Genomic DNA, 23,927 nt, shown 5'->3' with positions numbered 1-23,927 from the left:
GGTCCTCGGGGGTGAACGGCGTCGGGGTGCGGACGCGGGGTGGCGGCGCCAGGGTCGCGGCGCCTGGTCGATTCTAGTTCCCGTTCGAGTCGCGCGATTGGCTGTAAATCCGGGCCGGATGCCGCCATTCGCGCGATTCGAACGCGGGGTCACCGCCCCAGCGCCGACGCCACACGGCGGATCAGTTCCTCGGGTCTGTGGAGGAGGGGTGCGGTGACCTCGATCACCGTCCACCCGGCAGCCCGCAGCGCCGCGACCCGCTCGACATCCCGTGCCCACTGCGCGCCGTGCACCATGCCGTGGTACTCCGCCGCGACGCGTTCGGCCTCCCAGACCATGTCAACGCAGGCCAGGAAGCGGCCCCGGTCGTCGAACACGTCCACGTTGAGCTGGGGCTCCGGGATTCCGGCCGCGACCAGGAGGCACCGCAGCCGGCTCTCCCGCGGCGACCACGAGTCCTCCCGCACCAGCTCGACCGCCTCCCGCAACCGTGCCGCCCCGCGCCTCCGCCCTGCCGCCAGCATCTCCCGCAGCTCGTCGACCGTCGCCCACGGCTGCCTCCCGAGGTCCGGCCGCCCGACGCCCGGTCTCCAGCGCCGGCAGAAGTAGTCGCCGAGGGCCACGAGGTCCACCAGCGGCAGCGTGCCGAGGGAGACCCAGGTCGCGGCGGGGGAGGTCACCCGGAGGCCGTCCCGATAGCGGATCGAGGTGAGGCTGGACAGTGTGCGGTGTCCGGTCACGCCGCGGGCGCGGGGGAACGGGATCCCGCCGGACGCACTGACGTGGAGGGCGAGGTCGTCCGCCGTCGCGATGCCTCCGTGATCGTCGAAGGCGAGCGGCAGTGGGCCTCCCCAGATCGACACGGCCGTCTCGTGACTGAAGAAGTGCCCCGTGTGCAGGATCGGGGCGTAGGACTGTGCTCGCGCCACCCGCGCGTGCCGCTGCCGCTCGTACGGGTCTGCGATGTCCAGCCCGGGAGCCGGGCGGGGGTGCACGCGGACCCCGTGGAACGGAGCCTCGAGGTCGGACCCGCGCAGCCGTCCGCGACTCACGCCGTGCAGTCGCGCCGTCCGGACCGCGAAGTCTGCCTCGAAGCGGGCCGGAAGCTGCTGTCGTCGTCCCATGCCCCCACGCTCCCACCCCCGGCGGCCGCGGCGGGGTCGGTCTCCACAGCCCCGGTTCGAATCGCGCACTGTGCTCCATCCCCGGCCGAAATGGAGCAAAGCAAGCGATTCGAAGGAAGAGAAGACCCCCGCCGACCCGATTCGGCGGGGGTCTCGGGAGCGAGAGTGCTCACCGTGTGCACGGGAGACGCGACTACCCGATCCGGTCTGAGTCTGTGCCGTGCATCTGCAGTTGTAATCGGCCCGGATGTCCGGCGGGTGAACGGCCGGAGAACGGGCGACGGCGGCATCCGAACGCACGGCGACGAGAGATACAAGGACGTCCTCGTATTTTCACGGTCGTCGGAGTAAACTCGCCGATGTGCCAAAGTGGGCACGGAGGGATGTCGCACAATGACCCGTACTATCCCGCACTTCGTGGGCGGAACGCATGTCACCCCGGAAGACGGCCGCTTCGCCGACGTCTTCGACCCGAGCACCGGAGCCGTGCAGGCCCGGGTGCCGCTCGCGTCCGCGGAGGAGGTACGCCGCGTCATCGCGAACGCCGAGCAGGCTCATGCCGCGTGGGCGGCGACCAACCCGCAGAAGCGCGCCCGCGTCCTCCTGCGGTTCCTCGACCTCGTGCAGCAGGAGATGACCTCGCTCGCCGAACTCCTCGCGAGCGAGCACGGCAAGACCGTCGACGACGCCAGGGGCGACATCCAGCGAGGGCTCGAGGTGATCGAGTTCTCCGCCGGGGCCCCGCACCTGCTCAAGGGCGAGTACTCCACCGGGGCCGGGGCGGGCATCGACGTGTACTCGATGCGGCAGCCGCTCGGGGTCGTCGCGGCGATCACGCCGTTCAACTTCCCCGCCATGATCCCGCTGTGGAAGGCGGGTCCCGCGCTCGCCGCCGGCAACGCGGTGGTGCTCAAGCCCAGTGAGCGCGACCCCTCGGTGCCGGTGCGCCTCGCCGAGCTCTTCCTCGAAGCGGGGCTGCCGGCCGGCGTCCTCAACGTGGTGCACGGTGACAAGGAGGCGGTCGACACGCTGCTCACCGACGACCGGATCCGCGCGGTCGGCTTCGTCGGCTCCACGCCCATCGCCGAGTACATCTACGCCACCGCGGCCGCCCACGGCAAGCGCGCGCAGTGCTTCGGCGGCGCGAAGAACCACATGATCGTGATGCCCGACGCCGACCTCGACCAGGCCGTCGACGCCCTCATCGGCGCCGGCTACGGCTCCGCAGGGGAGCGGTGCATGGCCATCTCGGTCGCCGTGCCGGTCGGCGAGGAGACGGCAGACGCCCTCGCGGCCAAGCTCACCGAACGCGTCGCGCAGCTGCGGGTCGGACCGTCCCTCGCAGCAGACGTCGAATACGGACCCCTGGTCACCCGCGCAGCGGTCGAGCGGGTCGAGGGCTACATCCAGCAGGGGATCGACGAGGGCGCGACGCTGCTCGCCGACGGCCGCGGCTTCACGGTCGACGGGCACGAGGAGGGCTTCTACCTCGGACCGACCCTGTTCGATCACGTCACGACCGACATGGCGATCTACCGCGAGGAGATCTTCGGCCCGGTGCTCGTGATCGCCCGCGCCGCCGACTACGAGGAGGCGCTGCGCATGGCCTCCGAGCACGAGTACGGCAACGGCGTCGCCATCTTCACGCGCGACGGTGACGCCGCCCGCGACTTCGCCGCTCGGGTGGAGGTCGGGATGGTGGGCGTGAACGTGCCCATCCCGGTGCCGATCGCCTACTACACGTTCGGCGGCTGGAAGCGCAGCGGCTTCGGCGACCTCAACCAGCACGGCGCCGACGCCTTCCGCTTCTACACGAAGACCAAGACCGTGACGAGCCGCTGGCCGTCGGGGATCCGCGAGGGCGCCAGCTTCGTCATCCCCACCATGCATTGACCCTTCGACAGGCTCAGGGACCCTTCGACAGGGCTCAGGGACCCAGATCTTAAGGACACGCGATGACCATGACCACCGTCACCACCACCGATGAGGAGCGCGAGGCGATCCTCGACGCCGTGCGAGAGTTCGCCGATGCGGAGCTCGCCCCGTTCGCGGCCGAACGCGACGAGAAGCACCTGTTCCCGCGGGAGTCGCTGCAGCGCGGCGGCGAGCTCGGCCTCGGCGGGATCTACGTGAGCGAGGAGTTCGGCGGCACGGGCCTCACCCGCGTCGACACCGTCGCCATCTTCGAGGAGCTCGCCAAGGCCGACCCCGCCGTTGCCGCCTACATCTCCATCCACAACATGGTGGTCTGGATGATCGACACCTACGGCGACGACGAGCAGCGGTCGCGCTGGCTGCCGTCGCTGACCGCCATGCAGGAGTTCGGCGGCTACTGCCTCACCGAGCCGGGGGCCGGATCCGATGCGGCGAACATCGCGACCAGTGCCGTCCGCGAGGGCGACGAGTACGTGCTGACCGGGGTGAAGCAGTTCATCTCCGGAGCCGGTGAGGCCGCGGTGTACGTCGTCATGGCGCGGACCGGCGAGCCGGGAGCCCGCGGGATCAGCGCCTTCCTGGTCCCCGGCGACGCGGAGAACCTGAGCTTCGGTGCTCCGGAGAAGAAGATGGGGTGGCACGCGCAGCCCACCCGGCCCGTGATCATGGACGGCGTGCGGGTGCCGGCGTCGGCGATGCTCGGCGACGAGGGACGCGGTTTCGCGATCGCGATGTCGGCGCTCAACGGCGGCCGCCTCAACATCGCGGCGTGCTCTCTCGGGGGCGCGCAGGCCGCGCTCGACAAGGCCGTGCAGTACGTGCACGAGCGCGTCGCGTTCGGGGAGCCGCTGGCGGAGAAGCAGTCGATCCTCTTCGCGATCGCCGACATGCGCACCGACCTGCAGGCCGCGCGGCTGATGGTGCGCGACGGCGCGGAGGCCGTCGACGGGAAGGCTCCGGATGCGACGATGCGCTGCGCGATGGCCAAGCGCTTCGCGACCGACGCCGGCTTCGAGGTGGCCAATCGCGCCCTCCAGCTGCACGGCGGTTACGGCTACCTGCAGGACTACGGCATCGAGAAGATCGTCCGCGACCTCCGCGTGCACCAGATCCTCGAGGGGACGAACGAGATCATGCGCCTGATCGTCGGGCGGGAGATGCTGCGACCCGCGGGGTCGACGTCGATGCGGAGCGCATCATGACCCGCGTCGCCTTCCTCGGGCTCGGGCACATGGGGTTGCCGATGGCGAAGAACCTCGTCGCCGCCGGACACGAGGTGCACGGCTTCGACCTCGTGCCCGCGGCCATCGAGGCGGCGCGGGCGGCCGGGATCCCCGTGGCGGCGAGCGGCGCGGAAGCGGTGGCGGACGCGGAGGTCGTGGTGACGATGTTCCCGGCGGGAAAGCACGTCATCGAGGCCTACCGCACGGAGCTGCTGGCGGCCGCGCGCCCCGGGACGCTGTTCATCGAATCGTCGACCATCGCGGTGGACGAGGCGCGGGCCGCCCATGCGCTCGCGCTCGCCGCCGGCCACCGGCACATCGACGCTCCGGTCTCCGGAGGTGTGGTCGGGGCGGAGGCCGGGACCCTGGCGTTCATGGTCGGGGGTTCCGACGACGACTTCGCGGCGGCGCTGCCGCTGCTGGAGATCATGGGGAAGCGCATCGTGCACTGCGGCGGACCGGGGCTCGGACAGGCGGCGAAGGTCTGCAACAACATGGTGCTCGCGGTGTCGCAGATCGCCGTCGCCGAGGCCTTCGTGCTGGGCGAGCGGTTGGGACTCGAGCATCAGGCCCTGTTCGACGTGGTGTCCCAGGCGTCGGGGCAGTGCTGGGCGCTCACCACGAACTGCCCCGTGCCCGGTCCGGTGCCCACCAGCCCCGCGAACCGGGACTACCAGCCGGGGTTCGCGGGAGCCCTCATGGCGAAGGACCTCGGTCTCGCGCTGCAGGCCATCGAGCAGACCTCGACGGACGCGCGGATGGGTCGTCTGGCGCAGGAGCTGTACGCCGCCTACGCCGCCGGCGACGGCGCCGCCCGCGACTTCTCCGGCATCATCACGGAGATCCGCGGCTGACCTCCCGCTTTCGAATCGCCTGAATGGTCGCAAATCCGGCCGAAATGCAGCAAATCGGGCGATTCGAAGGAGAGGGTGGATGACGACAGGAAGGCGGGAGCGATGACCGAGTACGAGACGATCCTGGTGGAGCAGCGCGGACGCGTGGGCTGGATCACCCTCCACCGGCCGGAGGCGCTCAACGCGCTGAACAGCCGGCTCGCCGAGGAGGTCACCGCCGCCGCGCAGGCCTTCGATGCGGATGATGGTGTCGGAGCCATCGTCGTGACCGGCTCCGAGAAGGCCTTCGCGGCCGGCGCCGACATCAAGGAGATGGAGGGCATGTCCGCGGCGGAGATGCTCGAGACCGACCACTTCGGCGTCTGCCACGACTTCGCGGCCGTGCGCACCCCGGTCATCGCGGCGGTCTCCGGGTTCGCGCTCGGCGGCGGCTGCGAGCTGGCGATGATGTGCGACATCATCCTCGCCGCGGACACCGCGAAGTTCGGACAGCCCGAGATCAACCTCGGAGTGATCCCGGGCATGGGCGGCACCCAGCGGCTCATCCGCGCGGTGGGGTACTACAAGGCGGCGGAGCTCGTGCTGTCCGGCCGCTTCATGGGCGCCGAGGAGGCCGAGCGCTCCGGACTCGTGTCCCGTGTCGTCCCCGCGGGGGATCTCCTGTCCGAGGCGACCACCCTTGCCGAGACGATCGCGTCGAAGTCGCTGCCGTCGGTCTACGCCGCCAAGGCCGCGCTCGATGCCGCCTTGGAGACGGCGCTGTCCGAGGGCCTCGCCCACGAGAAGCAGGCATTCGCGGCGCTGTTCGACACGCACGATCAGAAGGAGGGGATGGCGGCCTTCCGCGAGAAGCGCACGCCGGACTTCCAGAACCGCTGACCGCGGGGCAGAGGTCAGCCGCGCAGGGACTCCACGATCTTCGAGATCCGGCGCTCGCGCGTCGCCTCCTGCTTGGCCTCGGCGACCGCCCTGGCGTGCTCCTTGCGCGCCGACGGGGAGAGGGCGTCGAAGGCCGCGCGCACGGCCGGATCGGCGTCGAGGGCGGCGGCCAGCGCCGGCGGCACCTCGACCGTGCGTTCCGCGGTGTCGAGCCGGATCACGGCGTCCACCTCCTGATCGATCTCGACCCCGAGGTCTGCGCGGGCGGCCTTGCTGAGACCGATCATGTTCTCGCCGCCCATGCGGGCCAGGCGCAGGCGCGCGGTGCGCCCGCCGATCGTGACCGCGACCGGGAAGGCCTTGCCGGCGTCGAAGGACGCCACCTGCTCGTCGGTGAGGAGGATCGCCGCGGCGGGGCCGCGACCGGTGAGGACGGTGTGCACGCGCAGTTCGCTCATGCAGGAAGAGTACGCCCGCCGTCCTCGATCGCGGCGACGAGAGCGGAGTTGCGTTCGGCGATCAGCCGTTCCATGTAGCGGCCGAGCACGAGGGCGTCGACGACGCGGCCGAGGGGCCCGAAGGGTGACCGGAACACGATCGTGTCGCGCATGAGTGTGCCGCGAGCTCGAACCGGGGCATCAGAGCGGTTCGGGGAGGGGGCGCGGGTCGATGAAGTCGCCGGCGTCGCGGCGCAGACGGGCGACGATGGCGACGAGCTCGGCGGCGTCGGCCTCGCTCATGCCGGGGTCGGCGAAGACGTCGGCGTTAAGGGCGGTCGTGGCGCGCTCGACGAGATCGCGGCCGGCCGCGGTGAGGGCGAGCATCGCGGCGCGCCCGTCGTGCGGGTGCGGTTCGCGGATGACGAGGCCGTCGCGCACGAGGCGCTCGGCGGTGCTCGTGATGGTGGTGGCGTGGACCTGCAGGCGCGCGACGACGCTCGACAACGGCAGGCGTCCGGCACGGCTGAAGGCGAGCAGCCGCAGCACCTCGTAGCGGGCGAAGCTCAGGGCGAAGGGCTTGAGGGCCGCGTCGACGCGGGCCAGGAGGAGCTGCTGGGCGCGCATCACCGAGGTGACCACCGTCATGCCGTCCGCGGCCTCGGTCCAGCCGTGCGCGATCCACTGCCGCTTCGCCTCGGCGAGCGGGTCGACGGGAAGCGGGCGGGGTCGGACCACGTCTCTACGGTACCGGGGGAGTCCGCCCCCGGCCGTCAGCGGCGAGCCGCGGGGCCCGACTGTCGACTATGTATACATTGGCGGCCGAAATCGGGGGTACCACCTGCGGATCCCTCCGCCTTTGGCTACATAGAAGAGCGTGCGGATAGACTCAGCGTGTCGTGAGGAGCATTCGATGAAGATCTTCGTCCTGGTCAAAGAGGTACCGGACACCTATGGCGATCGCACGTTGAATCTCGAGACCGGACTCGCCGAACGCGGGGCCGGGGATGTGGTCCTCGACGAGATCACGGAGCGGGCCCTCGAGGTCGCCCTGGCCCACGCCGACAAGAACGAGGGCACCGAGGTCGTGGCCCTCACGATGGCGCCCGAGAGCGCGACCGCATCCGTGCGGCGGGCCCTCGCGATCGGTGCCGCCTCTGCGATCCACATCGTCGACGAGCAGCTCGTCGGCGCCGACCTGGGCCTCACCGCCGAGGTGCTCGCCGCCGCGATCCGCCGCGGCGCCCCCGACCTCGTCATCACCGGCAACCTGTCCACCGACGGCGCCGGCGGCGTCCTCCCCGCGATGCTCGCCGAACACCTCGGCTGGGCGCAGGCCACCGCCCTCACCGCGGTCGAGATCACCGCCGAGGGCGTCACCGGCACCCGCGGCGCCGACGCGGGCAACCAGCAGGTGACCGCCCCGTTGCCCGCCGTGATCTCCATCACCGAGGCGCTCCCGGACGCCCGGTTCCCGAACTTCAAGGGCATCATGGCGGCGAAGAAGAAGCCGCTGGAGGTGCTGTCCCTCGCCGACCTCGACGTGTCGGCCGACCCGGCACTCGCTCCGCGCACCATCATGACCGCGGTCTCCGAGAAGCCTCCGCGGGCGGCCGGGGTCAAGATCACCGACGAGGGCGATGCCGCCGAGAAGCTCGTCGAGTTCCTCGTGCAGAACAGGCTGGTGTGACATGGCGTACCCCGAGAACCCGATCCTCGTGCTCCTCGACGTCGACCCGTCCGGTGCACTCGCCAGCAGCACCGCCGGACTCCTCGGCGCGGCGGCAGGCATCGGCACACCGGTCGCGGTGATCGTCGGCGGTTCCGAGGCGGCGGTCGCCACGGCCGCGGAGGCCGGAGCCGCGATCGTGCTCACGGCCGACGGCGACCCGTCCGCGCTGACCGTCCCGATCGTCGACGCGCTGCAGGCCGCCGCCGCGCAGGTGCAGCCCGCGGCCGTCCTCATCTCGAACTCGATCTCCGGACGCGATGTCGCCGGCCGGTTCGCGGTGCGGACGAAGAGTGCGCTCGCCGTGGACGCGGTCGGGGTCTCCCGCGACGACGAGGGCATCGTCGCCCACCACTCGGTCTACGGCGGGGCGTATCTCGTCGACGCCGCCGCGACGTACGGCACGCTCGTCGTCACGGTGCGCCAGGGTGCGGTGGAGGCCAGGGCCGAGGCGGTCGCCTCCCCGCAGGTCGAGCAGCTCGCGGTCGCTCCGTCCGGAGCGGTCGCCGCGACGGCGGGCCCCGTCGAGACCGTCGAGGCCACCTCGTCCCGGCCCGAGCTGCGCGGAGCGACCCGCGTCGTGTCGGGCGGCCGGGGTCTCGCCTCGAAGGAGAAGTTCGTGCTCGTGGAGGAGCTCGCCGACGCCCTCGGAGCCGCGGTCGGCGCCTCGCGCGCCGCCGTCGACGCGGGCTACATCCCGCAGTCCCACCAGGTCGGGCAGACCGGGGTCTCGGTGTCGCCGCAGCTCTACGTCGCGCTCGGGATCTCCGGCGCGATCCAGCACCGCGCCGGCATGCAGACGTCGAAGAACATCGTGGCGATCAACAAGGATCCGGAGGCGCCGATCTTCGACGTCGCCGACTTCGGCATCGTCGGGGATGTGTTCACGATCGTGCCGCAGGTGATCGCCGCGCTCGAGGCGCGGAAGAAGTAGCCATGGCGACGCGGGTGCTGCGCCGCGGGCTTCCGCGGGTGCCGGGCGGCGAGCCGTGGCCGCCCGCCGAGGTGACGGTCGAGACCGTCGATGCGGTCGAGGTGGCCGCCGTCGAGGCTCCGGAGTCGGCGCCGGTGTCCGCGACGACGGAGCGCGTGGAGCGCAGCGCCGCCGAGGTCGAGACCGCTGACGCGACCCCCTCTCTTCCGGAGGACGCCGCCCCGCGCCCGACTCTCCGCCGGGGCCTCCCGCGCGTCCGGGGCGGCGAGCCGTGGCCGCCGGCCCAGGCCGCGCCGGCGGTGTCGGCCGTCGCCGCGGTGCCGGCCGAGACGTCACGTGCCGCGGTCACGGCGCCCGACGCTCCCGCTGCCGAGCCGGCTGCCGCCACGTCCGCTGCCGCGACGCCCGCTGCCGCGACGCCCGCTGCCGCGACGCCCGCTGCCGCGACGCCCGCCGGAGCCCCCAGCATCCGCCGCGGACTGCCGCGTGTCCCGGGCGGCGAGCCCTGGCCGCCCGCCGGGACCGTGCCCGCTCGTGCGACCCCCGACACCTCCTCGGCCGCAGCGGCGGACGCCCCCGCGATCGCGGAGACTCCGGCTCCGGCCGCGGCACCCGCGGCGGCGGAGCCCGCGGTCCCCGGCACCGCGCTCGCCCCGGCCGCCGACATCAGCACGCCGCTGCCCTGGACCCGCACGGTCTGGAACGGTCGTGCCCCCCGACACCTTCCGGCCGCCGCCTCGACCACCCCGACCGCTCGCCGGCGTCCGACCTGGACCCAGGCGATCGCGGCGCTGTTCGGCGCCGCCGCTCTCGGTGTGCTCGCGGCCGCGGCCGTGGCCCTCGTCCGCACGCTGCTGAGCCTCCCCTTCATGCAGGACTTCCTGGCCGCCTTCCCGGGCGAGTACGAGCCGCCGATCCCGGTCGAGCCCGGCTTCGCGCCGTGGGTCAACTGGGCGCACTTCTTCAACATGTTCCTGATCGTGCTGATCATCCGCTCGGGGCTGCAGGTGCGCACCGAGAAGCGTCCGAGCGTCTTCTGGACGCCGCGGAACAACCCGAAGGGCAAGATCAGCCTGAACCTCTGGTTCCACCAGGCGCTCGACATCCTGTGGCTGCTGAACGGCGTGATCTTCGTGGTGCTGCTGTTCGCCACAGGGCACTGGGTGCGGATCGTGCCGACGAGCTGGGAGGTCTTCCCGAACGCGCTGTCGGCGGCGCTGCAGTACATCTCGTTCGACTGGCCGCACGAGAACGGCTGGAACAACTACAACAGCCTGCAGCAGCTCGCCTACTTCGTCACCGTCTTCCTCGCGGCACCGCTCGCCGCCGTCACCGGGTTCCGCATGTCGGGGCTCTGGCCCAAGAAGGCGGAGCGCCTGTCGAAGGCGTATCCGGTGGAATGGGCGCGCGCCCTGCACTTCCCGGTGATGCTCTACTTCGTGGCGTTCATCATCGCGCACGTCGCGCTCGTGATGCTGACCGGCTTCCTGCGCAACCTCAATCACATGTTCGCCGCGCAGGATGCCGCGACGTGGACAGGGTTCTGGGTGTTCATCGCCTCGCTCGTCGTGATCGCGATCGCGTGGGTCGCGGCGCGGCCGCTCGTGCTCGCGCCGATCGCGAAGGTCTTCGGCAAGGTCTCGGGGCGCTGATCCATGACCGACCGCACCGCCATCGAGGAGTACTGGCGCGAGGCCCGCATCGCGCTGCCGCACCTGCCCGAGGCCCTTCCCGAGGCGTGGGGTTTCGGCGCGACGCCGGAGCACGCCGACGAGCTCCTGGAGCTCGTGCTCCGCGGCATCAAGGTGGGCACCGCGTCCTCCGTCTGGGACTACGAGGAGACGGGGGATCCGCTGCCGACCGTCGGCGAGCTCAGCATCATCCTCGACGGAACCGGCGCCCCGCGCGCCGTGATCGAGACCACGGCGATCGACATCGTGCCGTTCGACGAGGTCGACGAGGCGCACGCGTTCGCCGAGGGGGAGGGGGACCGCACCCTGGCGCACTGGCGCGAGGTGCACGAGCGCTACTGGCGCACCCACTCCGAGAACCCGCGCGGCTACGAACCTGACATGCCGGTGCTGTGCGAGCGCTTCCGGCTGCTCCTGCCGGCCGGCACGGAGGACTGAGGAGAGGGAGATCATGGCAGAGGCCTACATCGTCGACGCGGTCCGTTCGCCGGTCGGACGCCGTGGCGGCGCTCTCGCGGAGATCCACCCCGCCGACCTCGGCGCGCACAGTCTGCGGGCCCTCGTCGACCGGACCGGCATCGACCCCGGCGCCGTGGACGACGTGATCCTCGGAGCCATCGATGCGATCGGCGGGCAGGCCGGGAACGTCGCGCGCACCGCGCTGCTCGTCGCCGGCTTCCCGGAGCACGTGCCCGGCGTGACGATCGACCGCCAGTGCGGATCCAGTCAGCAGGCCGTGCACTTCGCCGCGCAGGCGGTGCTCAGCGGCACCGGCGACCTCGTGATCGCCGGCGGGCTGCAGAACATGTCGCGGATCCCGCTCACCGCCGCCGCGACCGTCGGCCGGGAGTACGGCTTCACGACGCCGTACGCCGAGTCCCCCGGATGGCAGGAGCGGTACGGCGACCAGGAGATCTCGCAGTTCCGGGGCGCGGAGCTCATCGCCGAGCGCTGGGACATCTCGCGCGAGGAGATGGAGCGGTACGCGCTGGAGAGCCACCGCCGGGCGGCCGTGGCCCAGGACGAGGGGCGGTTCGCGGCGGAGATCGCGCCGCTCGCCGGGCTCGGCCATGACGAGGGCGTGCGCCGGGACACCACCCTCGAACGCATGGCCGGCTTGCCGCCGCTCGCGCCCGGCGGACGGATCACCGCCGCGGTCGCGTCGCAGATCAGCGATGCATCGAGTGCCGTGCTCATCGCCAGTGCGCGGGCGGTGCAGGAGCACGGCCTCACCCCGCGCGCTCGCATCCACCACGTCTCCGTCCGCGGCGACGACCCCGTACTCATGCTCACCGCGCCGATCCCGGCGACCCGGCACGCGCTGGAGCGCACCGGGCTCCGGATCGAGGACATCGACCTGTTCGAGGTCAACGAGGCGTTCGCCTCGGTCGTGCTCGCCTGGATGCGCGAGACCGGTGCGCCGCACGAGAAGGTCAACGTCAACGGCGGCGGCATCGCGCTGGGGCACCCGATCGGCGCGACCGGCACCCGCATCCTCGCGACCCTGCTCAACGAGCTGGAGCGCACCGGCGGCCGGTACGGCCTGCAGACGATGTGCGAGGGCGGCGGCGTCGCGAACGTCACGATCATCGAACGCCTCTGAGTGCAGACGAAAGGGCCGCCTCGCGGGGCGGCCCTTTCGGTGAAGACGAGGGTCAGGGGCGCACGAAGCGGACCTCGGTGAGCGTCTCGCCGAGGAACGGCTCGGTGTGCGCGGCGCCGTCGAGGTGGAATCCGTTGCGCGTGTAGAAGCGGTGCGCGCGGGGGTTGTCCTCGGCGACCCAGAGGTAGAGCGGCTCGTCCTTCTCGACGGCCGCATCGAAGAGCTTCTGCCCGATGCCGGTCGAGTGGTACGCGTCGAGCAGGTAGATGAAGTACAGCTCGCGGAACGCCGGGGCGTCCTTGTCGCGGGCCGGCCCCGAGCCGACGAAGCCGACGATCTCGCCGTCGACGAGCGCCGCGTTCATCTTGAAGTCGGGACCCTGCGCCGCCCAGTGCGTCCAGAGCTCGGCCATCCGGCGGGGGGAGACCTTCTCCAGCGCCGCCTTGCTGATGAGGTGATCGTAGGTCTCGTGCCAGCACTGCGCATGCACGCGACCGAGGGCTTCCGCATCCACATCACGGACCGGACGGACGATGACTTCGGGCTGGGCTTCGGCGCTCATGCGGTGACTCTACGGCGGGTCCGTGGAAATCGGAAATCGGGACGACGGCCCCCGAGAGGCACTCCGACGGCATGGAGGAATCGGACAACGAAGTTCGACCGTCGTGCGCGGATGGCTACGATCAGTCCTCGTGAATGTGATCTGGCGGACCCTCCTCGTGATCCTCGGTGCGCGTCGCCGCGTGCGGCAGGGGAAGACCCTCGACCCCACCGCCGTCGGCACCGTCACCGTGACCACCCTGCCGACCGACCTCGACATCCTCCGCCACATGAACAACGGCCGCTATCTGTCGCTGTTCGACCTCGGTCGCTGGGACCACCTCATCCGCGCGGGGTTGTTCGATGTGATGAAGGACCAGGGCTGGTACGCGGTCGTGTCGAGCGAGACGATCACGTTCCGCAAGTCGCTCCAGCTCTGGCAGCGGTTCGAGGTGCAGTCCCGGTTCATCGGGCACGACGAGAAGGCCCTCTTCCTGGAGCATCGCGCCGTGGTCGGCGGCGAGGTCTACGCCCGGGCCATCGTGCGGGCCCGCGTGCTGCGACGCTCCGGCGGCACGGTCAGCAACGAGGAGCTCTTCGCCGCGGTGGGCAAGCCCGACGGGGTTCCCGAGATCGACGCGTGGGTGCACGACTGGGCGGCCGCGTCCGCCCTGCCTCCCGTACGTACCCCCGCCCCCAGCATCTGGAACTGACCCGACTCCGGCCCGCACGGTCGGGCACCCCGGGATTCCGCGACCGGAGACCTAGGGTGGTCACATGGCAGAGTCGTCGTCATCCTCCGCGGAGGCGGGGGCATCCGCATCCCTCGCCGATCAGGCCGTCGAACTCGCGCGCCGCTGGGTGATCGAGGCGGCCGCGGCCGACGTCGACCCCGCCGCGGAACGCCTCGCCGGAGTCCTGCGCGACGCCAACGGTCTGCCGTTCACCCTCGGTTTCGTCGACGGCGTGATGCGCCCGGAGAGCCTGACCGCCGCGGCCGCCCAGCTGCGCCGGATCGCGCCCATCGTGCCGGAGTTCCTGCCGTGGTACCTGCGCTCCGCCGTGCGGCTCGGCGGCGGCGTCGCCCCGGTGCTGCCGACACCGGTCGTCCCCCTCGCGCGGCGGGCGCTGCGCGAGATGGTGGGGCACCTCGTGGTGGACGCGCGGCCCGCGAAGCTCGGACCCGCGATCGAGAAGCTGCGGGAGTCGGGGTCGCGTCTGAACCTCAACCTCCTCGGGGAGGCGGTGCTGGGCGAGGCGGAGGCGCAGCGGCGGCTCGACGGCATCCACGAGCTCATCCGGCGTCCGGACGTCGACTACGTGTCGGTCAAGGTCTCCGCGATCGTCAGCCGCATCTCGATGTGGGGCTTCGACGAGGTCGTCGACCGGGTCGTGGAGCGGCTGCTCCCGCTGTACGTGACGGCGGCGGCAGACGGCACCTTCATCAACCTCGACATGGAGGAGTATCGCGACCTCGACCTCACGATCGCCGTCTTCACACGGCTCCTGGAGGATCCGCGGCTCGCCGGACTCGAGGCCGGGATCGTGCTGCAGGCCTACCTCCCCGACGCGCTCCCGGCGCTGCAGGAGCTCACCGCCTGGGCGCAGGACCGCGTGATCCACGGGGGAGCCCGCATCAAGGTGCGCCTCGTGAAGGGCGCGAACCTCGCGATGGAGCACGTCGAGGCGACGCTGCACGGGTGGACGCCCGCGCCCTACGACACCAAGCTCGACACCGACGCCAACTACCTGCGCTGCCTCGACTGGGCGCTGCGGCCCGAGCACACGTCGGCCGTGCGGATCGGCGTGGCCGGCCACAACCTCTTCGGCATCGCCCACGCGTGGCTGCGGGCCGGGGAGCGGGGCGTCCGCGACGCGGTCGAGTTCGAGATGCTGCTCGGCATGGCTCAGGGGCAGGTGCAGGCGGTGTCCCGCGAAGTCGGTCCGGTGCTGCTGTACGTGCCGGTCGTGGCGCCCGCGGAGTTCGACGTGGCCATCAGCTACCTCGTGCGGCGGCTGGAGGAGAACGCGTCGTCCGAGAACTTCCTCTCCGCGGCGTTCCACCTGCACGACGACGAGACGCTCTTCGCCCGGGAAGCCGACCGCTTCCTCGACGCGCTCGACCGGGCGGCCGACCCCGCCCTCGCCCTCGGCCCGCGGCGCACGCAGGACCGCCTCGCGCCGGTGCACGAGTCCGTGCGGCCGGCGCCGGTCAGCCCAGTCGCGGAGGCCGATCTCACCAAGGCCGTCCTCGGCATCGTGCGCGGCTCGGACGACGCCGACACCGGCGCCTTCCTCGAGACCGCCGTGTATGCGGCGCGCGAGCGCGGGGAGGACACCGGGGGTGCCCCGGGCTTCGCGAACACGGCCGATACGGATCTCGCCCTCCCCGCCAACCGCGAGTGGGCGGCGGGGATCCGCGCACGGCTCGCGGACTCGACGGTCGGGACGGAGGTCCTGGACGCGGCCCGCGTCGACGACGCCGACGACCTCGGTCGCATCGTGCGCGGTGTGCAGGGTGCGGCGGCGGCCTGGGGTGCGCGTCCTGCAGCCGAACGGGCCGAGGTGCTGCTGCGGGCGGCGGCGGCGCTCGAGTCCCGGCGTGCGGAGCTGATCGAGGTCGCGGCGGTGGAGACGGGCAAGGTCTTCGCCGAAGCCGATGTCGAGGTGAGCGAGGCCGTCGACTTCGCCCGGTACTACGCCGCGACCTGCCGTGAGCTCGACGCGATCTCCGGCGCCGTGTTCGTCCCCGCCCGCGTGACCGTCGTCGCGCCGCCGTGGAACTTCCCCCTCGCGATCCCCGCGGGTGGCGTGCTGGCGGCGCTCGCCGCGGGCTCCGGCGTGGTCCTGAAGCCCGCCCCGCAGGCGCGGCGGTGTGCGGCGGTGCTCGTGGAGGCACTGTGGGACGGCGGCGTGCCCCGTGAGGCTCTCGCTCTCGTCGACATCGAGGAAGGCGACCTCGGCCGTGCCCTCATCACGGACGAGGCGGTGGACCGGGTGATCCTCACCGGGTCGTGGGAGACCGCGGCGCTGTTCCGCTCCTGGCGTCCCGACCTGCCCCTGCTCGCGGAGACCAGCGGCAAGAACGCCATGATCATCACGCCCTCGGCCGACCTCGACCTCGCCGTGGCCGACCTCGTGAAGAGCGCGTTCGGTCATGCGGGGCAGAAGTGCTCCGCGGCGTCGCTCGCGATCCTCGTCGGGCCGGTGGGGCGCTCGCAGCGTTTCGCCCGTCAGCTCGCCGACGCGGTGCGCTCGCTGCGGGTCGGCTGGCCTTCGGATCCGCTCGCCGAGGTGGGCCCGGTCATCGAGAAGCCCGAGGGCAAGCTCGCCTGGGCTCTCTCCGAGCTGGAGGGCGACGAGCGGTGGCTCATCGAACCCGCCCTCGACCCCGCCGACGACGGCAGCGGACGGCTGTGGCGCCCGGGCGTGCGGGTCGGTGTGCAGTCCGGTTCCCGCTTCCACACCGAGGAGTTCTTCGGACCAGTCCTCGGGGTCATGCACGCGCCGACCCTCGCCAAGGCCGTCGACCTGCAGAACGCCGTCGCCTACGGTCTCACCGCGGGTCTGCACACACAGGACCCCGACGACCTCTCCTTCTGGCTCGACCGCGTGCAGGCCGGGAACCTCTACGTCAACCGCGGCACCACCGGGGCGATCGTGCAGCGGCAGCCGTTCGGCGGGTGGAAGCGCTCCTCCGTCGGCGCCGGTGCCAAGCCGGGCGGGCCGAACCACCTCATCGGACTCGGGTCGTGGCGCGCCCAGCACGGGGCCCCGGCGTCGAGCACCCTCCATCTGCGGGGGCTCGACTCCCGGATCACGGGGCTCATCGAGGCGGCGCAGCCCTCCCTCCCGTTCGAGTCGTTCGAGTGGCTCCGGCGGTCCGCCCTGTCCGACGCGTTGGCCTGGGACCGGGAGTTCGGTCGGGTGCGGGACGTCTCGCGGCTGGAGATCGAGCGCAACCTCTTCCGGTACCGGCCTGTGCCGGTGGAGATCCGCGCCACCGAGGACGCCGCCCTGCACGACCTGCTGCGGGTCGTGATCGCGGGAGTGCGCGCGGGGGCAGGCTTCGTCGTGTCCACTCCGGTCGGGCTTCCGGCGGGCGTGCGGCATGCTCTGGGTGACCTCGACGCCGTGGTGTTCCTGGAGACGGAGGACGAGTGGCTCCAGCGGATGCAGGTGGCCGAGGAGTCCGGGGCCTCGGGAGATGCGGGTGTTCCGGTACTTCCGCGGCATGGGCGCGTGCGGCTCGTGGGCGGACGGGAGTCGGTGGCGGCGCTGCGCTCCGCGCTGGCGGTGGCCACCGGCGGTGACCCGGACCTCGCGGTGTACGACGCGGAGGTGACGGCGGCGGCCCGCATCGAGCTCCTCCCGTTCGTGCACGAGCAGTCCGTCTCGATCACCGCCCACCGCTACGGGAACCCCGACCCCTGGAGCGCCTCCGTCATCTGACCCCCGCCCGTTTCGGTGCGGAGGCAATAACGCGCCGCTCGGGCCCGCCAGGGGTCCGTTTCTGATCCCGGCCCGCCGTGGCGCCGCGCCCTCTCGGGTGCGGGTGCGAAAAGGCGCCACTCCGGGCTTGCGGGGGTGCGTTTCTGATCCCACCCGACCGGGGCCGGCGCGCCGCTTTCGGTGCGGGTGCGAAAGAGGGCCGCCTCGGTGCTGCTCGGGTGCGATTCTGATCCCACCTCGGGGCGTACGCGTCTCCACGACACGGGTGCAAAAATGTGCCGCTCCGGAGCGACGGGGGTGCGTTTTCGATCCCGCCTTCCGGGAATGGCCGGGCTCCGCTTCGGTACGGGTGCGAAAAGGTGCTCCTCCGGATCGATGGGGGTGCGTTTTCGATCCCGCCTGCGAGGGTGTGCCGGACTCGGCGGGGTGCTGCGGGGAGGGGACGGGAGGTTCCGGGGACGCGGGATCGAAACGGCGCCGTCGTGGGTCTGCGGAGGGGCGTTGTTGATCCCGCGGCGCGGGGTGTGGGGGAGTGGGCGGCGTGCGGGATCGGAAACGGGCGGGAGAGGCCGTGCGGGGGTGCGATTGTGATCCCGGGAGAGACTGCGGCGAGGGGCGAGGGGCGAGGGACGAGGGGCGGGAACCGGGGGTGTAAAAGATTCTTGACACGGGGGACGGGCGGGCGTAGTTTCGTGTCAAGAATTTTTGACACGAGGAGATTCGCATGGTCTACGAGGAGCGCAACGTCTGGGCCGGGCTCATCGTCAGCCCGATCGTCGCGGTCGTCTACGTCGTGCTGCTGCTGCAGCAGGCCGGCGGCGGACCGCTCACCGCCACGGACTGGTTCCCGCTGATGCTGTGGACGATCGGCGGGGGCATTGTCGGGACGATCGTGCTCAGCGTCCTCTGGGGCATCGTCGCCGGGATGTCCGATCCGGACGGCGTCGGCCGCTCCGACATCCGCGACCGGGACATCGGCCGGATGGGAGCCCGGGTGGAGCAGGCCTTCGTCACCATCGCCGGCCTCGGGGTCATCGTCCTCTGCGGTCTCGGCGCCGACGTGTTCTGGATCGCGAACACCATGTTCGCCGGGTTCCTCGTGGCGGCCGTCGTCGGCGGTGTCGCCCGGGCGATCGCGTACCGCCGGGGGCTCCGCTGATGGTCAAGCCCACCCTCGTCTCCAACACCATCCGCGCCCATCGCGAGCGCGCCGGACTCACGCAGGCCGAGCTCGCCCGCACGATCGGGGTCACCAGGCAGACCCTCATCGCGATCGAACAGCAGAAGTACTCGCCGACACTCGAGCTCGCGTTCCAGATCGCCCGGGCGTTCGGGGTCGGGATCGACGACCTGTTCGCGTATCCGACCGACCCCGGAGGTGCCGCATGACCGAGACCATGCCCGCCTGGACCCGCGCGACGTACGGCCCGGCCGCCGGGACGACGCTGACCCACGTCCCCGTCCCGCAGCCGCATCGGGGCGAGGTCGTGCTGCGTGTGCAGGCCACCGCCCTCAACGCCGGCGACGTGCGGCTGCTCCTCGGCGACCCGCTGCTCGTCCGGCCGTTCTTCGGGCTCACCCGACCGAAGAACCCGGTGCGGGGGCTCGACGTCGCCGGCACCGTCGTGGCGGTCGGCGCGGACGTGGTGAACGCCGAGCTCGGCGAACTCGTGGTGGGGGAGCTGCAGGGCGGAGGAGGGCTCGCCGGCGCCGCGCGCATCGCTGCCGACCGCGTCGTGCCCGTCCCGCCCGACGTGACACCCGAGGCGGCGGCCTGCCTGCCGATCGCTGGAGGCACCGCGTGGCAGGCGCTCGATGCCGCCGGGGTGGGGCTGCGGCACCGCGCGCAGCGGGTCCTCGTGATCGGAGCGTCCGGCGGCGTGGGGACGTTCGCCGTGCAGCTCGCGGCGCTCCGCGGGGCCGAGGTCTGGGCGACGTGCGGCGCGCACAACGCCCTGCTGCTGGAACGCCTCGGAGCCGTGCGCACGCTCGATCACCGCACGTCTCCGCTCACGCATCTGCCCTCCTCCCGGTTCGACGCCGTCATCGATGTGGCGGGAGGTGTGCCGATCCGCGAGCTGCAGCGGCTCGTCCGCCCGGGCGGTCGCGTGGTGCTGGTGACCGGAGACGGCGGACGAGTGCTCGGTCCGGTGCCGCGGATGATCCGCGCCGCCGTGCTCTCGCTCCGCGGACCCCGGGTGGTGTCTCTCGCGGCCACCTCGCGCCCGGAGATCCTCACGAAGCTGCTCGAGCTCGTGGAGGAGGGGCACCTCGTCCCCGTGATCGAGCGCGCGTATCCGTTCGACGAGGCCGTGTCGGCGCTGGCACACGTCGAGGCCGGGCACACGGTCGGCAAGGTCGTGGTGACGCAGCGCGAGGGCTGAGCGCGACACGGGACGGATGCTGGTGGCGCCCAGGGTCCGGTGGCACAATGGTCACCGGCGTGCCCGAGTCGCATCTTCCCCTCCGCCTCTTCCGAGCAGGGGGTCGAAGGACCGCCGGGCCCCTGGACAGCGTCCGCCGCGCCCGTTCACACGAGGAGCATCCATGTCGACGCCGGAGACCGCCGTCACCACCGCCCCCACGCGCACCGCGCACCGCCGCCACTACCTGATGTGCCGTCCCGAGCACTTCACGGTGAACTACTCCATCAATCCGTGGATGGAGCCGTCGCGGCCGACCGATACCGCCAACGCGGTCGCCCAGTGGCAGAAGCTGTATGACCTGTACGTCGAGCTCGGCCACGAGGTCGAGCTCATCGATCCGCTCCCCGGCTACCCGGACATGGTCTACACGGCCAACGGCGGCTTCCTCATCGATGGCCGCGCCTATGTGCCGGAGTTCCGGTTCGTCGAGCGCCAGGGCGAGGCTCCGGCCTTTGCCGACTGGTTCCGCGCCGCGGGCTACGACACGGTGATGCCGAAGGAGGTCAACGAGGGCGAGGGCGACTTCCTGCTCGTGGGCGATGTGATCCTGGCCGGCACGGGCTTCCGCTCCACGGGTGACAGCCACCGCGAGGTCGGAGAGGTCTTCGGCCGCGAGGTCGTGTCGCTGAACCTCACCGACCCCCGCTTCTATCACCTCGACACCGCGATCGCGGTGCTCGACCCCGTGCAGGGCGTGGAGAACGGCGGCCCCGAGCGGGCGAACATCGCCTACCTTCCCGGGGCCTTCGACGACGCCAGCCGTGCCGAGCTGGAGAAGCGCTTCCCGGACGCGATCCTCGTCTCGGACGAGGACGGCGCGGTGTTCGGCCTGAACTCCTCGAGCGACGGCTACAACGTCATCATCTCGCCGCGGGCGAAGGGCTTCGAGCAGCAGCTCCGCGAGCGCGGCTACAACCCGATCACCGTCGACCTGTCCGAGCTCCTGCTCGGCGGCGGCGGCATCAAGTGCTGCACGCTCGAGCTGCGGGGTGCGAAGTGACGATCGAGCAGACGGCGGACGCTTCGACGAGCTCAGCGACCCAGGCGGCGGACGCAGCGACCCAGGCGGCGGACGCAGCGACCCAGGGAACGGGCGCAGCGACCCAGGCGGCGGACGCAGCGACCCTTCGACAGGCTCAGGGACCCAGCGCGGTCGCGGAGCCGCATGTCGCGCACAACTACCACCCGCTGCCCGTGATGATCGCGCGCGGCGAGGGGGCGTGGGTCACCGATGTCGAGGGCAAGCGGTACCTCGACCTGCTCGCGGCGTACTCCGCGGTCAACTTCGGGCACCGGCACCCCGCTCTCGTCGCGGCCCTGACCGAGCAGCTCGGTCGGGTCACGCTCGTCAGCCGGGCGTTCCAGAGCGACACCCTGGAGCCGTTCGCCGCGGCGCTCGCCGAGCTCTGCGGCAAGGAGCTCGTCCTGCCGATGAACACGGGCGCCGAGGCCGTCGAGACCGGCATCAAGGTCGCCAGGGCCTGGGGCTACCGCGTGAAGGGCATCCCCGAGGGGAAGGCGCGGATCGTCGTGGCGAAGGGCAACTTCCACGGCCGTACGACGACGATCGTGAGCTTCAGCGACGACGAGACCGCGCACGACGACTTCGGTCCCTACACGCCGGGCTTCGACCGTGTGCCGTTCGGCGACGCGGAGGCGATCGCCGCGGCCATCACGGAGGACACGGCGGGCGTGCTCGTGGAGCCGATCCAGGGCGAGGCCGGCGTGGTGATCCCGCCGGAGGGGTACCTCCGCCGCATCCGCGAGATCTGCGACGAGAAGAACGTGCTGTTCATCGCCGACGAGATCCAGGCCGGGCTCGGTCGGGTCGGCGAGACGTTCGCGTGCGACCGTGAGGGCGTCGTTCCGGACCTGTACCTGCTGGGCAAGGCGCTCGGCGGCGGCATCCTGCCGGTCTCGGCCGTGGTGGGGAACACGGATGTGCTCGGCGTGATCCGCCCCGGCGAGCATGGTTCCACGTTCGGCGGCAACCCGCTCGCGGCGGCCGTCGGTCTCCGCGTGGTGGAGATGCTGCAGACGGGCGAGTTCCAGGAGCGAGCGCGGGCGCTCGGCGCGCACCTCGAGCAGGCGCTGCAGCCGCTGATCGGCCACGGTGTCACGGGCGTGCGCATCGCCGGGCTGTGGGCGGGCGTCGACATCGACCCCGCCATCGGCACCGGCCGCGAGATCGCGGAGAAGCTGCTCGACCGCGGTGTGCTCGTGAAGGACACGCACGGGCAGACCATCCGCATCGCCCCGCCGCTCGTCATCCGGGCCACCGAGCTCGACTGGGCCGTCGAGCAGCTCACGGTGGTCCTCGACGCCTGACCGCGGCCGACCCACCCCCTTCTGCACGAGCCACCCCCTTGCGAACGTTCGCAAGGGGGTGGCTCGTCTCGAAAGGGGTGGGTCGACGGCTCAGGCCGGCGGGGAGTCGGGGTCGAACGTGCGGAGGGTGTCCTCCTCGGCGGCGTTGTCGGCCGCGAGCTCGTCCTCGGTGCTCTCGTCGCCGCCCAGCGGAGCGTCGTGGCCCGGGCCGGAACTGCCCTGGATGGCGCCGCCGGTCGACTCGCCGCGAGAGCTGTCGCCCTGGATCGCGCCGCCGGTGCCGTCGCCCTGGCCGGAGTTCTCGTCAGGGACGTCGACGCCGGGAGCGCCTTCGGCCGGATCCTGCGGGTGCGGGGTGCTCATGTTCTCGTCCATGACCCGACGCTACGACCGTCGGGCCGCGATGAGGAAGGCGTTGACAAACGCCTTCGCAGCTCACTCGCCGTCGCGGCGCGGCAGCCGGATGGGCGTGGTCGCCGCCGCCTTCTCCGTGTAGTCGACCGGCTCGACCGCCTGCACGACCCGCAGCGGCCGGGTCTCGTCGAGCGTCAGCCGGAACCGGCTGCTCTCCTCACGGCGCAGACGCCCGGACGTGAGCACCCAGGTCACCCCGATCGCGCACGCGATGAAACCGGCGGTGCCGCCGAGCATGATGGCGGCACGAGGGCCGAACGCGTCGGCGACCCAGCCGGCGATCGGCGCGCCGACCGGGGTCGACCCCATGATGACGGCCATGTAGAGGGCGAGCACGCGGCCGCGCAGTGCCGGATCGGTCGTGATCTGCACGTAGCCGTTGGCCGTCGTCAGCAGCGTCACGATCATGAAGCCGGTGAACGTGAGCGTGACCGCATAGGAGAGGTAGGTGGGCATCGCGGCCGAGACGAAGGCCGCGATCCCGAAGCCGCCCGCCGCGAGGATCACCACGCGCACCCTCGCCCGGTCCCGACGCGCGGCGAGGAGGGCGCCGATCAGGGACCCGATCGCGAGCACCGAGCTCAGCACCCCGTACCCGTCAGCGCCGGCTCCGAACTCCAGCGCCATGGTCGAGGCGAAGATCGGGAAGTTCATGCCGAACGCGCCGATGAGGAACACCGTCACGAACACGACCTTGAGGTCGCTGCGCGCCCAGACGTACCGGAATCCCTCGGCGAGGCCGCCGCGGTTGCGGTTCTTGGGCCGCGGTGCGAGCAGGTGCGTGCGCATGAGCAGCAGCGCGACGATCATGGCGAGGAAGGTCGCGGCGTTGACGATGAACACCCAGCCGGAGCCGATCGCGACGATGAGCAGACCGCCGACCGCGGGGCCGATCATGCGGGCGAGGTTGAAGGAGGCGGAGTTGAGCGCCACGGCGTTGGAGGTCTCCGTCGCAGACACCATGTCCGACACGAAGGCCTGCCGCGCGGGGGCGTCGAAGGCGTTGACGATGCCGAAGCCGAGGGCGAAGGTGAGCATCATCGGCAGGGTCATCACCCCGGCGAGCAGCAGGGAGCCCACGGCGATCGCGAGGGCGAGGAGCGCGGTCTGCGTGGTCAGGAGGATCTTCCGCCGGTCGAAGCGATCCGCGACCCAGCCGGTCAGGCTCACGAGAACCAGGGGAGGGCCGAACTGCAGCGCCATGGTGACGCCCATCGCGGTCGCGTCGTTGTCGGTGAGCTCGGTCAGCACGACCCAGTCCTGCGCGGTGGCCTGCATCCACCCGCCGACGTTCGACACGAGGGCTCCGGCGAACCAGATCCGGTAGTTGATGTTCGCGAAGGAACGGAACATGGCGC

General features: G+C 71.7%; 23 protein-coding genes. 16 read left to right on the top strand and 7 right to left on the bottom strand.

The window, feature by feature from the left end:
• Nucleotides 1-149: 149 nt before the first annotated feature.
• Complete coding sequence (locus AUV07_RS13840) at nucleotides 150-1,124, bottom strand: hypothetical protein (protein ID WP_062637006.1); 975 nt, start codon at nucleotides 1,122-1,124, stop codon at nucleotides 150-152.
• A gap of 393 nt (nucleotides 1,125-1,517) precedes the next feature.
• Between AUV07_RS13840 and AUV07_RS13835 the strand changes: the two genes are divergently transcribed.
• The 4 genes from AUV07_RS13835 (at nucleotide 1,518) to AUV07_RS13820 (ending at nucleotide 6,015) form a co-directional block, all read left to right on the top strand.
• Nucleotides 1,518-3,017, top strand: a complete 1,500-nt coding sequence (locus AUV07_RS13835) for a CoA-acylating methylmalonate-semialdehyde dehydrogenase (RefSeq protein ID WP_062637004.1) — start codon at nucleotides 1,518-1,520, stop codon at nucleotides 3,015-3,017.
• Nucleotides 3,018-3,079: 62 nt separating this feature from the next.
• Nucleotides 3,080-4,261, top strand: a complete 1,182-nt coding sequence (locus AUV07_RS13830) for an acyl-CoA dehydrogenase family protein (RefSeq protein WP_062637002.1) — start codon at nucleotides 3,080-3,082, stop codon at nucleotides 4,259-4,261.
• A complete protein-coding gene (gene mmsB / locus AUV07_RS13825) occupies nucleotides 4,258-5,136 on the top strand; it encodes a 3-hydroxyisobutyrate dehydrogenase (protein ID WP_025105414.1) in 879 nt (292 codons plus the stop codon). The genes AUV07_RS13830 and mmsB overlap by 4 nt, the downstream gene beginning before the upstream one ends.
• 102 nt (nucleotides 5,137-5,238) lie before the next feature.
• Nucleotides 5,239-6,015 carry an enoyl-CoA hydratase-related protein gene (locus AUV07_RS13820; RefSeq protein ID WP_062637000.1) on the top strand — a complete coding sequence of 259 codons (777 nt, stop codon included), beginning with the start codon at nucleotides 5,239-5,241 and terminating at the stop codon, nucleotides 6,013-6,015.
• A 14-nt stretch (nucleotides 6,016-6,029) separates the two neighbouring features.
• On the opposite strand, the gene AUV07_RS13815 is transcribed toward AUV07_RS13820, so the two are convergent.
• Genes AUV07_RS13815 through AUV07_RS13810 form a run of 3 tightly spaced genes read right to left on the bottom strand, consistent with a single transcriptional unit; the run spans nucleotide 6,030 to nucleotide 7,190 of the window.
• Complete coding sequence (locus tag AUV07_RS13815; RefSeq protein ID WP_062636998.1) at nucleotides 6,030-6,473, bottom strand: YdeI/OmpD-associated family protein; 444 nt, start codon at nucleotides 6,471-6,473, stop codon at nucleotides 6,030-6,032.
• Nucleotides 6,470-6,625, bottom strand: a complete 156-nt coding sequence (locus AUV07_RS17670; protein ID WP_157524082.1) for a hypothetical protein — start codon at nucleotides 6,623-6,625, stop codon at nucleotides 6,470-6,472. The genes AUV07_RS13815 and AUV07_RS17670 overlap by 4 nt, the downstream gene beginning before the upstream one ends.
• Nucleotides 6,626-6,653: 28 nt before the next feature.
• Nucleotides 6,654-7,190 carry a MarR family winged helix-turn-helix transcriptional regulator gene (locus tag AUV07_RS13810; protein ID WP_062636996.1) on the bottom strand — a complete coding sequence of 179 codons (537 nt, stop codon included), beginning with the start codon at nucleotides 7,188-7,190 and terminating at the stop codon, nucleotides 6,654-6,656.
• 175 nt (nucleotides 7,191-7,365) lie between these two features.
• Between AUV07_RS13810 and AUV07_RS13805 the strand changes: the two genes are divergently transcribed.
• Genes AUV07_RS13805 through AUV07_RS13785 form a run of 5 tightly spaced genes read left to right on the top strand, consistent with a single transcriptional unit; the run spans nucleotide 7,366 to nucleotide 12,409 of the window.
• Entirely contained in the window at nucleotides 7,366-8,142 is a 777-nt protein-coding gene (locus AUV07_RS13805; protein ID WP_062636994.1) for an electron transfer flavoprotein subunit beta/FixA family protein, read from the top strand.
• Nucleotide 8,143: 1 nt separating this feature from the next.
• Nucleotides 8,144-9,115: an electron transfer flavoprotein subunit alpha/FixB family protein gene (locus AUV07_RS13800; protein ID WP_062636992.1), complete on the top strand. Its 972-nt coding sequence runs from the start codon at nucleotides 8,144-8,146 to the stop codon at nucleotides 9,113-9,115.
• A gap of 2 nt (nucleotides 9,116-9,117) precedes the next feature.
• Complete coding sequence (locus AUV07_RS13795) at nucleotides 9,118-10,767, top strand: cytochrome b/b6 domain-containing protein (protein ID WP_062636989.1); 1,650 nt, start codon at nucleotides 9,118-9,120, stop codon at nucleotides 10,765-10,767.
• Nucleotides 10,768-10,770: 3 nt separating this feature from the next.
• Complete coding sequence (locus AUV07_RS13790; protein WP_062636986.1) at nucleotides 10,771-11,244, top strand: ASCH domain-containing protein; 474 nt, start codon at nucleotides 10,771-10,773, stop codon at nucleotides 11,242-11,244.
• Nucleotides 11,245-11,257: 13 nt separating this feature from the next.
• Nucleotides 11,258-12,409, top strand: a complete 1,152-nt coding sequence (locus AUV07_RS13785) for an acetyl-CoA C-acetyltransferase (protein WP_062636984.1) — start codon at nucleotides 11,258-11,260, stop codon at nucleotides 12,407-12,409.
• Nucleotides 12,410-12,461: 52 nt separating this feature from the next.
• On the opposite strand, the gene AUV07_RS13780 is transcribed toward AUV07_RS13785, so the two are convergent.
• A complete protein-coding gene (locus tag AUV07_RS13780) occupies nucleotides 12,462-12,971 on the bottom strand; it encodes a GNAT family N-acetyltransferase (RefSeq protein WP_025105423.1) in 510 nt (169 codons plus the stop codon).
• Nucleotides 12,972-13,101: 130 nt separating this feature from the next.
• Between AUV07_RS13780 and AUV07_RS13775 the strand changes: the two genes are divergently transcribed.
• The 7 genes from AUV07_RS13775 to rocD all read left to right on the top strand — a co-directional run bounded on the left by AUV07_RS13775 (nucleotide 13,102) and on the right by rocD (nucleotide 22,155).
• Nucleotides 13,102-13,662, top strand: coding sequence for an acyl-CoA thioesterase (locus AUV07_RS13775; protein ID WP_062636981.1), 561 nt, complete (start codon nucleotides 13,102-13,104; stop codon nucleotides 13,660-13,662).
• Between the two features lie 64 nt (nucleotides 13,663-13,726).
• On the top strand, nucleotides 13,727-17,401 hold the full coding sequence (locus AUV07_RS13770) for a proline dehydrogenase family protein (protein ID WP_062636979.1): 3,675 nt from the start codon (nucleotides 13,727-13,729) through the stop codon (nucleotides 17,399-17,401).
• A 724-nt stretch (nucleotides 17,402-18,125) separates the two neighbouring features.
• Nucleotides 18,126-18,560: a hypothetical protein gene (locus AUV07_RS13765; protein ID WP_062636978.1), complete on the top strand. Its 435-nt coding sequence runs from the start codon at nucleotides 18,126-18,128 to the stop codon at nucleotides 18,558-18,560.
• Complete coding sequence (locus tag AUV07_RS13760; protein WP_060922632.1) at nucleotides 18,560-18,790, top strand: helix-turn-helix transcriptional regulator; 231 nt, start codon at nucleotides 18,560-18,562, stop codon at nucleotides 18,788-18,790. Before AUV07_RS13765 ends, AUV07_RS13760 begins: the two co-directional genes overlap by 1 nt.
• Nucleotides 18,787-19,785 carry an NAD(P)-dependent alcohol dehydrogenase gene (locus AUV07_RS13755; protein ID WP_062636975.1) on the top strand — a complete coding sequence of 333 codons (999 nt, stop codon included), beginning with the start codon at nucleotides 18,787-18,789 and terminating at the stop codon, nucleotides 19,783-19,785. Before AUV07_RS13760 ends, AUV07_RS13755 begins: the two co-directional genes overlap by 4 nt.
• 163 nt (nucleotides 19,786-19,948) lie before the next feature.
• Nucleotides 19,949-20,827 carry a dimethylargininase gene (ddaH, locus tag AUV07_RS13750; protein WP_060922634.1) on the top strand — a complete coding sequence of 293 codons (879 nt, stop codon included), beginning with the start codon at nucleotides 19,949-19,951 and terminating at the stop codon, nucleotides 20,825-20,827.
• A complete protein-coding gene (gene rocD, locus AUV07_RS13745) occupies nucleotides 20,824-22,155 on the top strand; it encodes an ornithine--oxo-acid transaminase (RefSeq protein WP_062636973.1) in 1,332 nt (443 codons plus the stop codon). The genes ddaH and rocD overlap by 4 nt, the downstream gene beginning before the upstream one ends.
• Before the next feature lie 90 nt (nucleotides 22,156-22,245).
• Here the strand turns inward: rocD and AUV07_RS13740 are convergent, their stop codons facing one another.
• Nucleotides 22,246-22,530 (bottom strand): hypothetical protein, encoded by a 285-nt coding sequence (locus tag AUV07_RS13740; protein WP_062636971.1) that lies wholly within the window; start codon nucleotides 22,528-22,530, stop codon nucleotides 22,246-22,248.
• A 60-nt stretch (nucleotides 22,531-22,590) separates the two neighbouring features.
• Nucleotides 22,591-23,922 (bottom strand): MFS transporter, encoded by a 1,332-nt coding sequence (locus tag AUV07_RS13735; protein WP_025105432.1) that lies wholly within the window; start codon nucleotides 23,920-23,922, stop codon nucleotides 22,591-22,593.
• Between the last annotated feature and the right edge of the window lie 5 nt (nucleotides 23,923-23,927).

The organism is Microbacterium sp. CH1 (genome assembly GCF_001595495.1).
Lineage (GTDB): Bacteria > Actinomycetota > Actinomycetes > Actinomycetales > Microbacteriaceae > Microbacterium.
The sequence above is the reverse complement of the archived record's forward strand: the minus strand, read 5'-3'. Positions and strand labels throughout refer to the sequence as shown.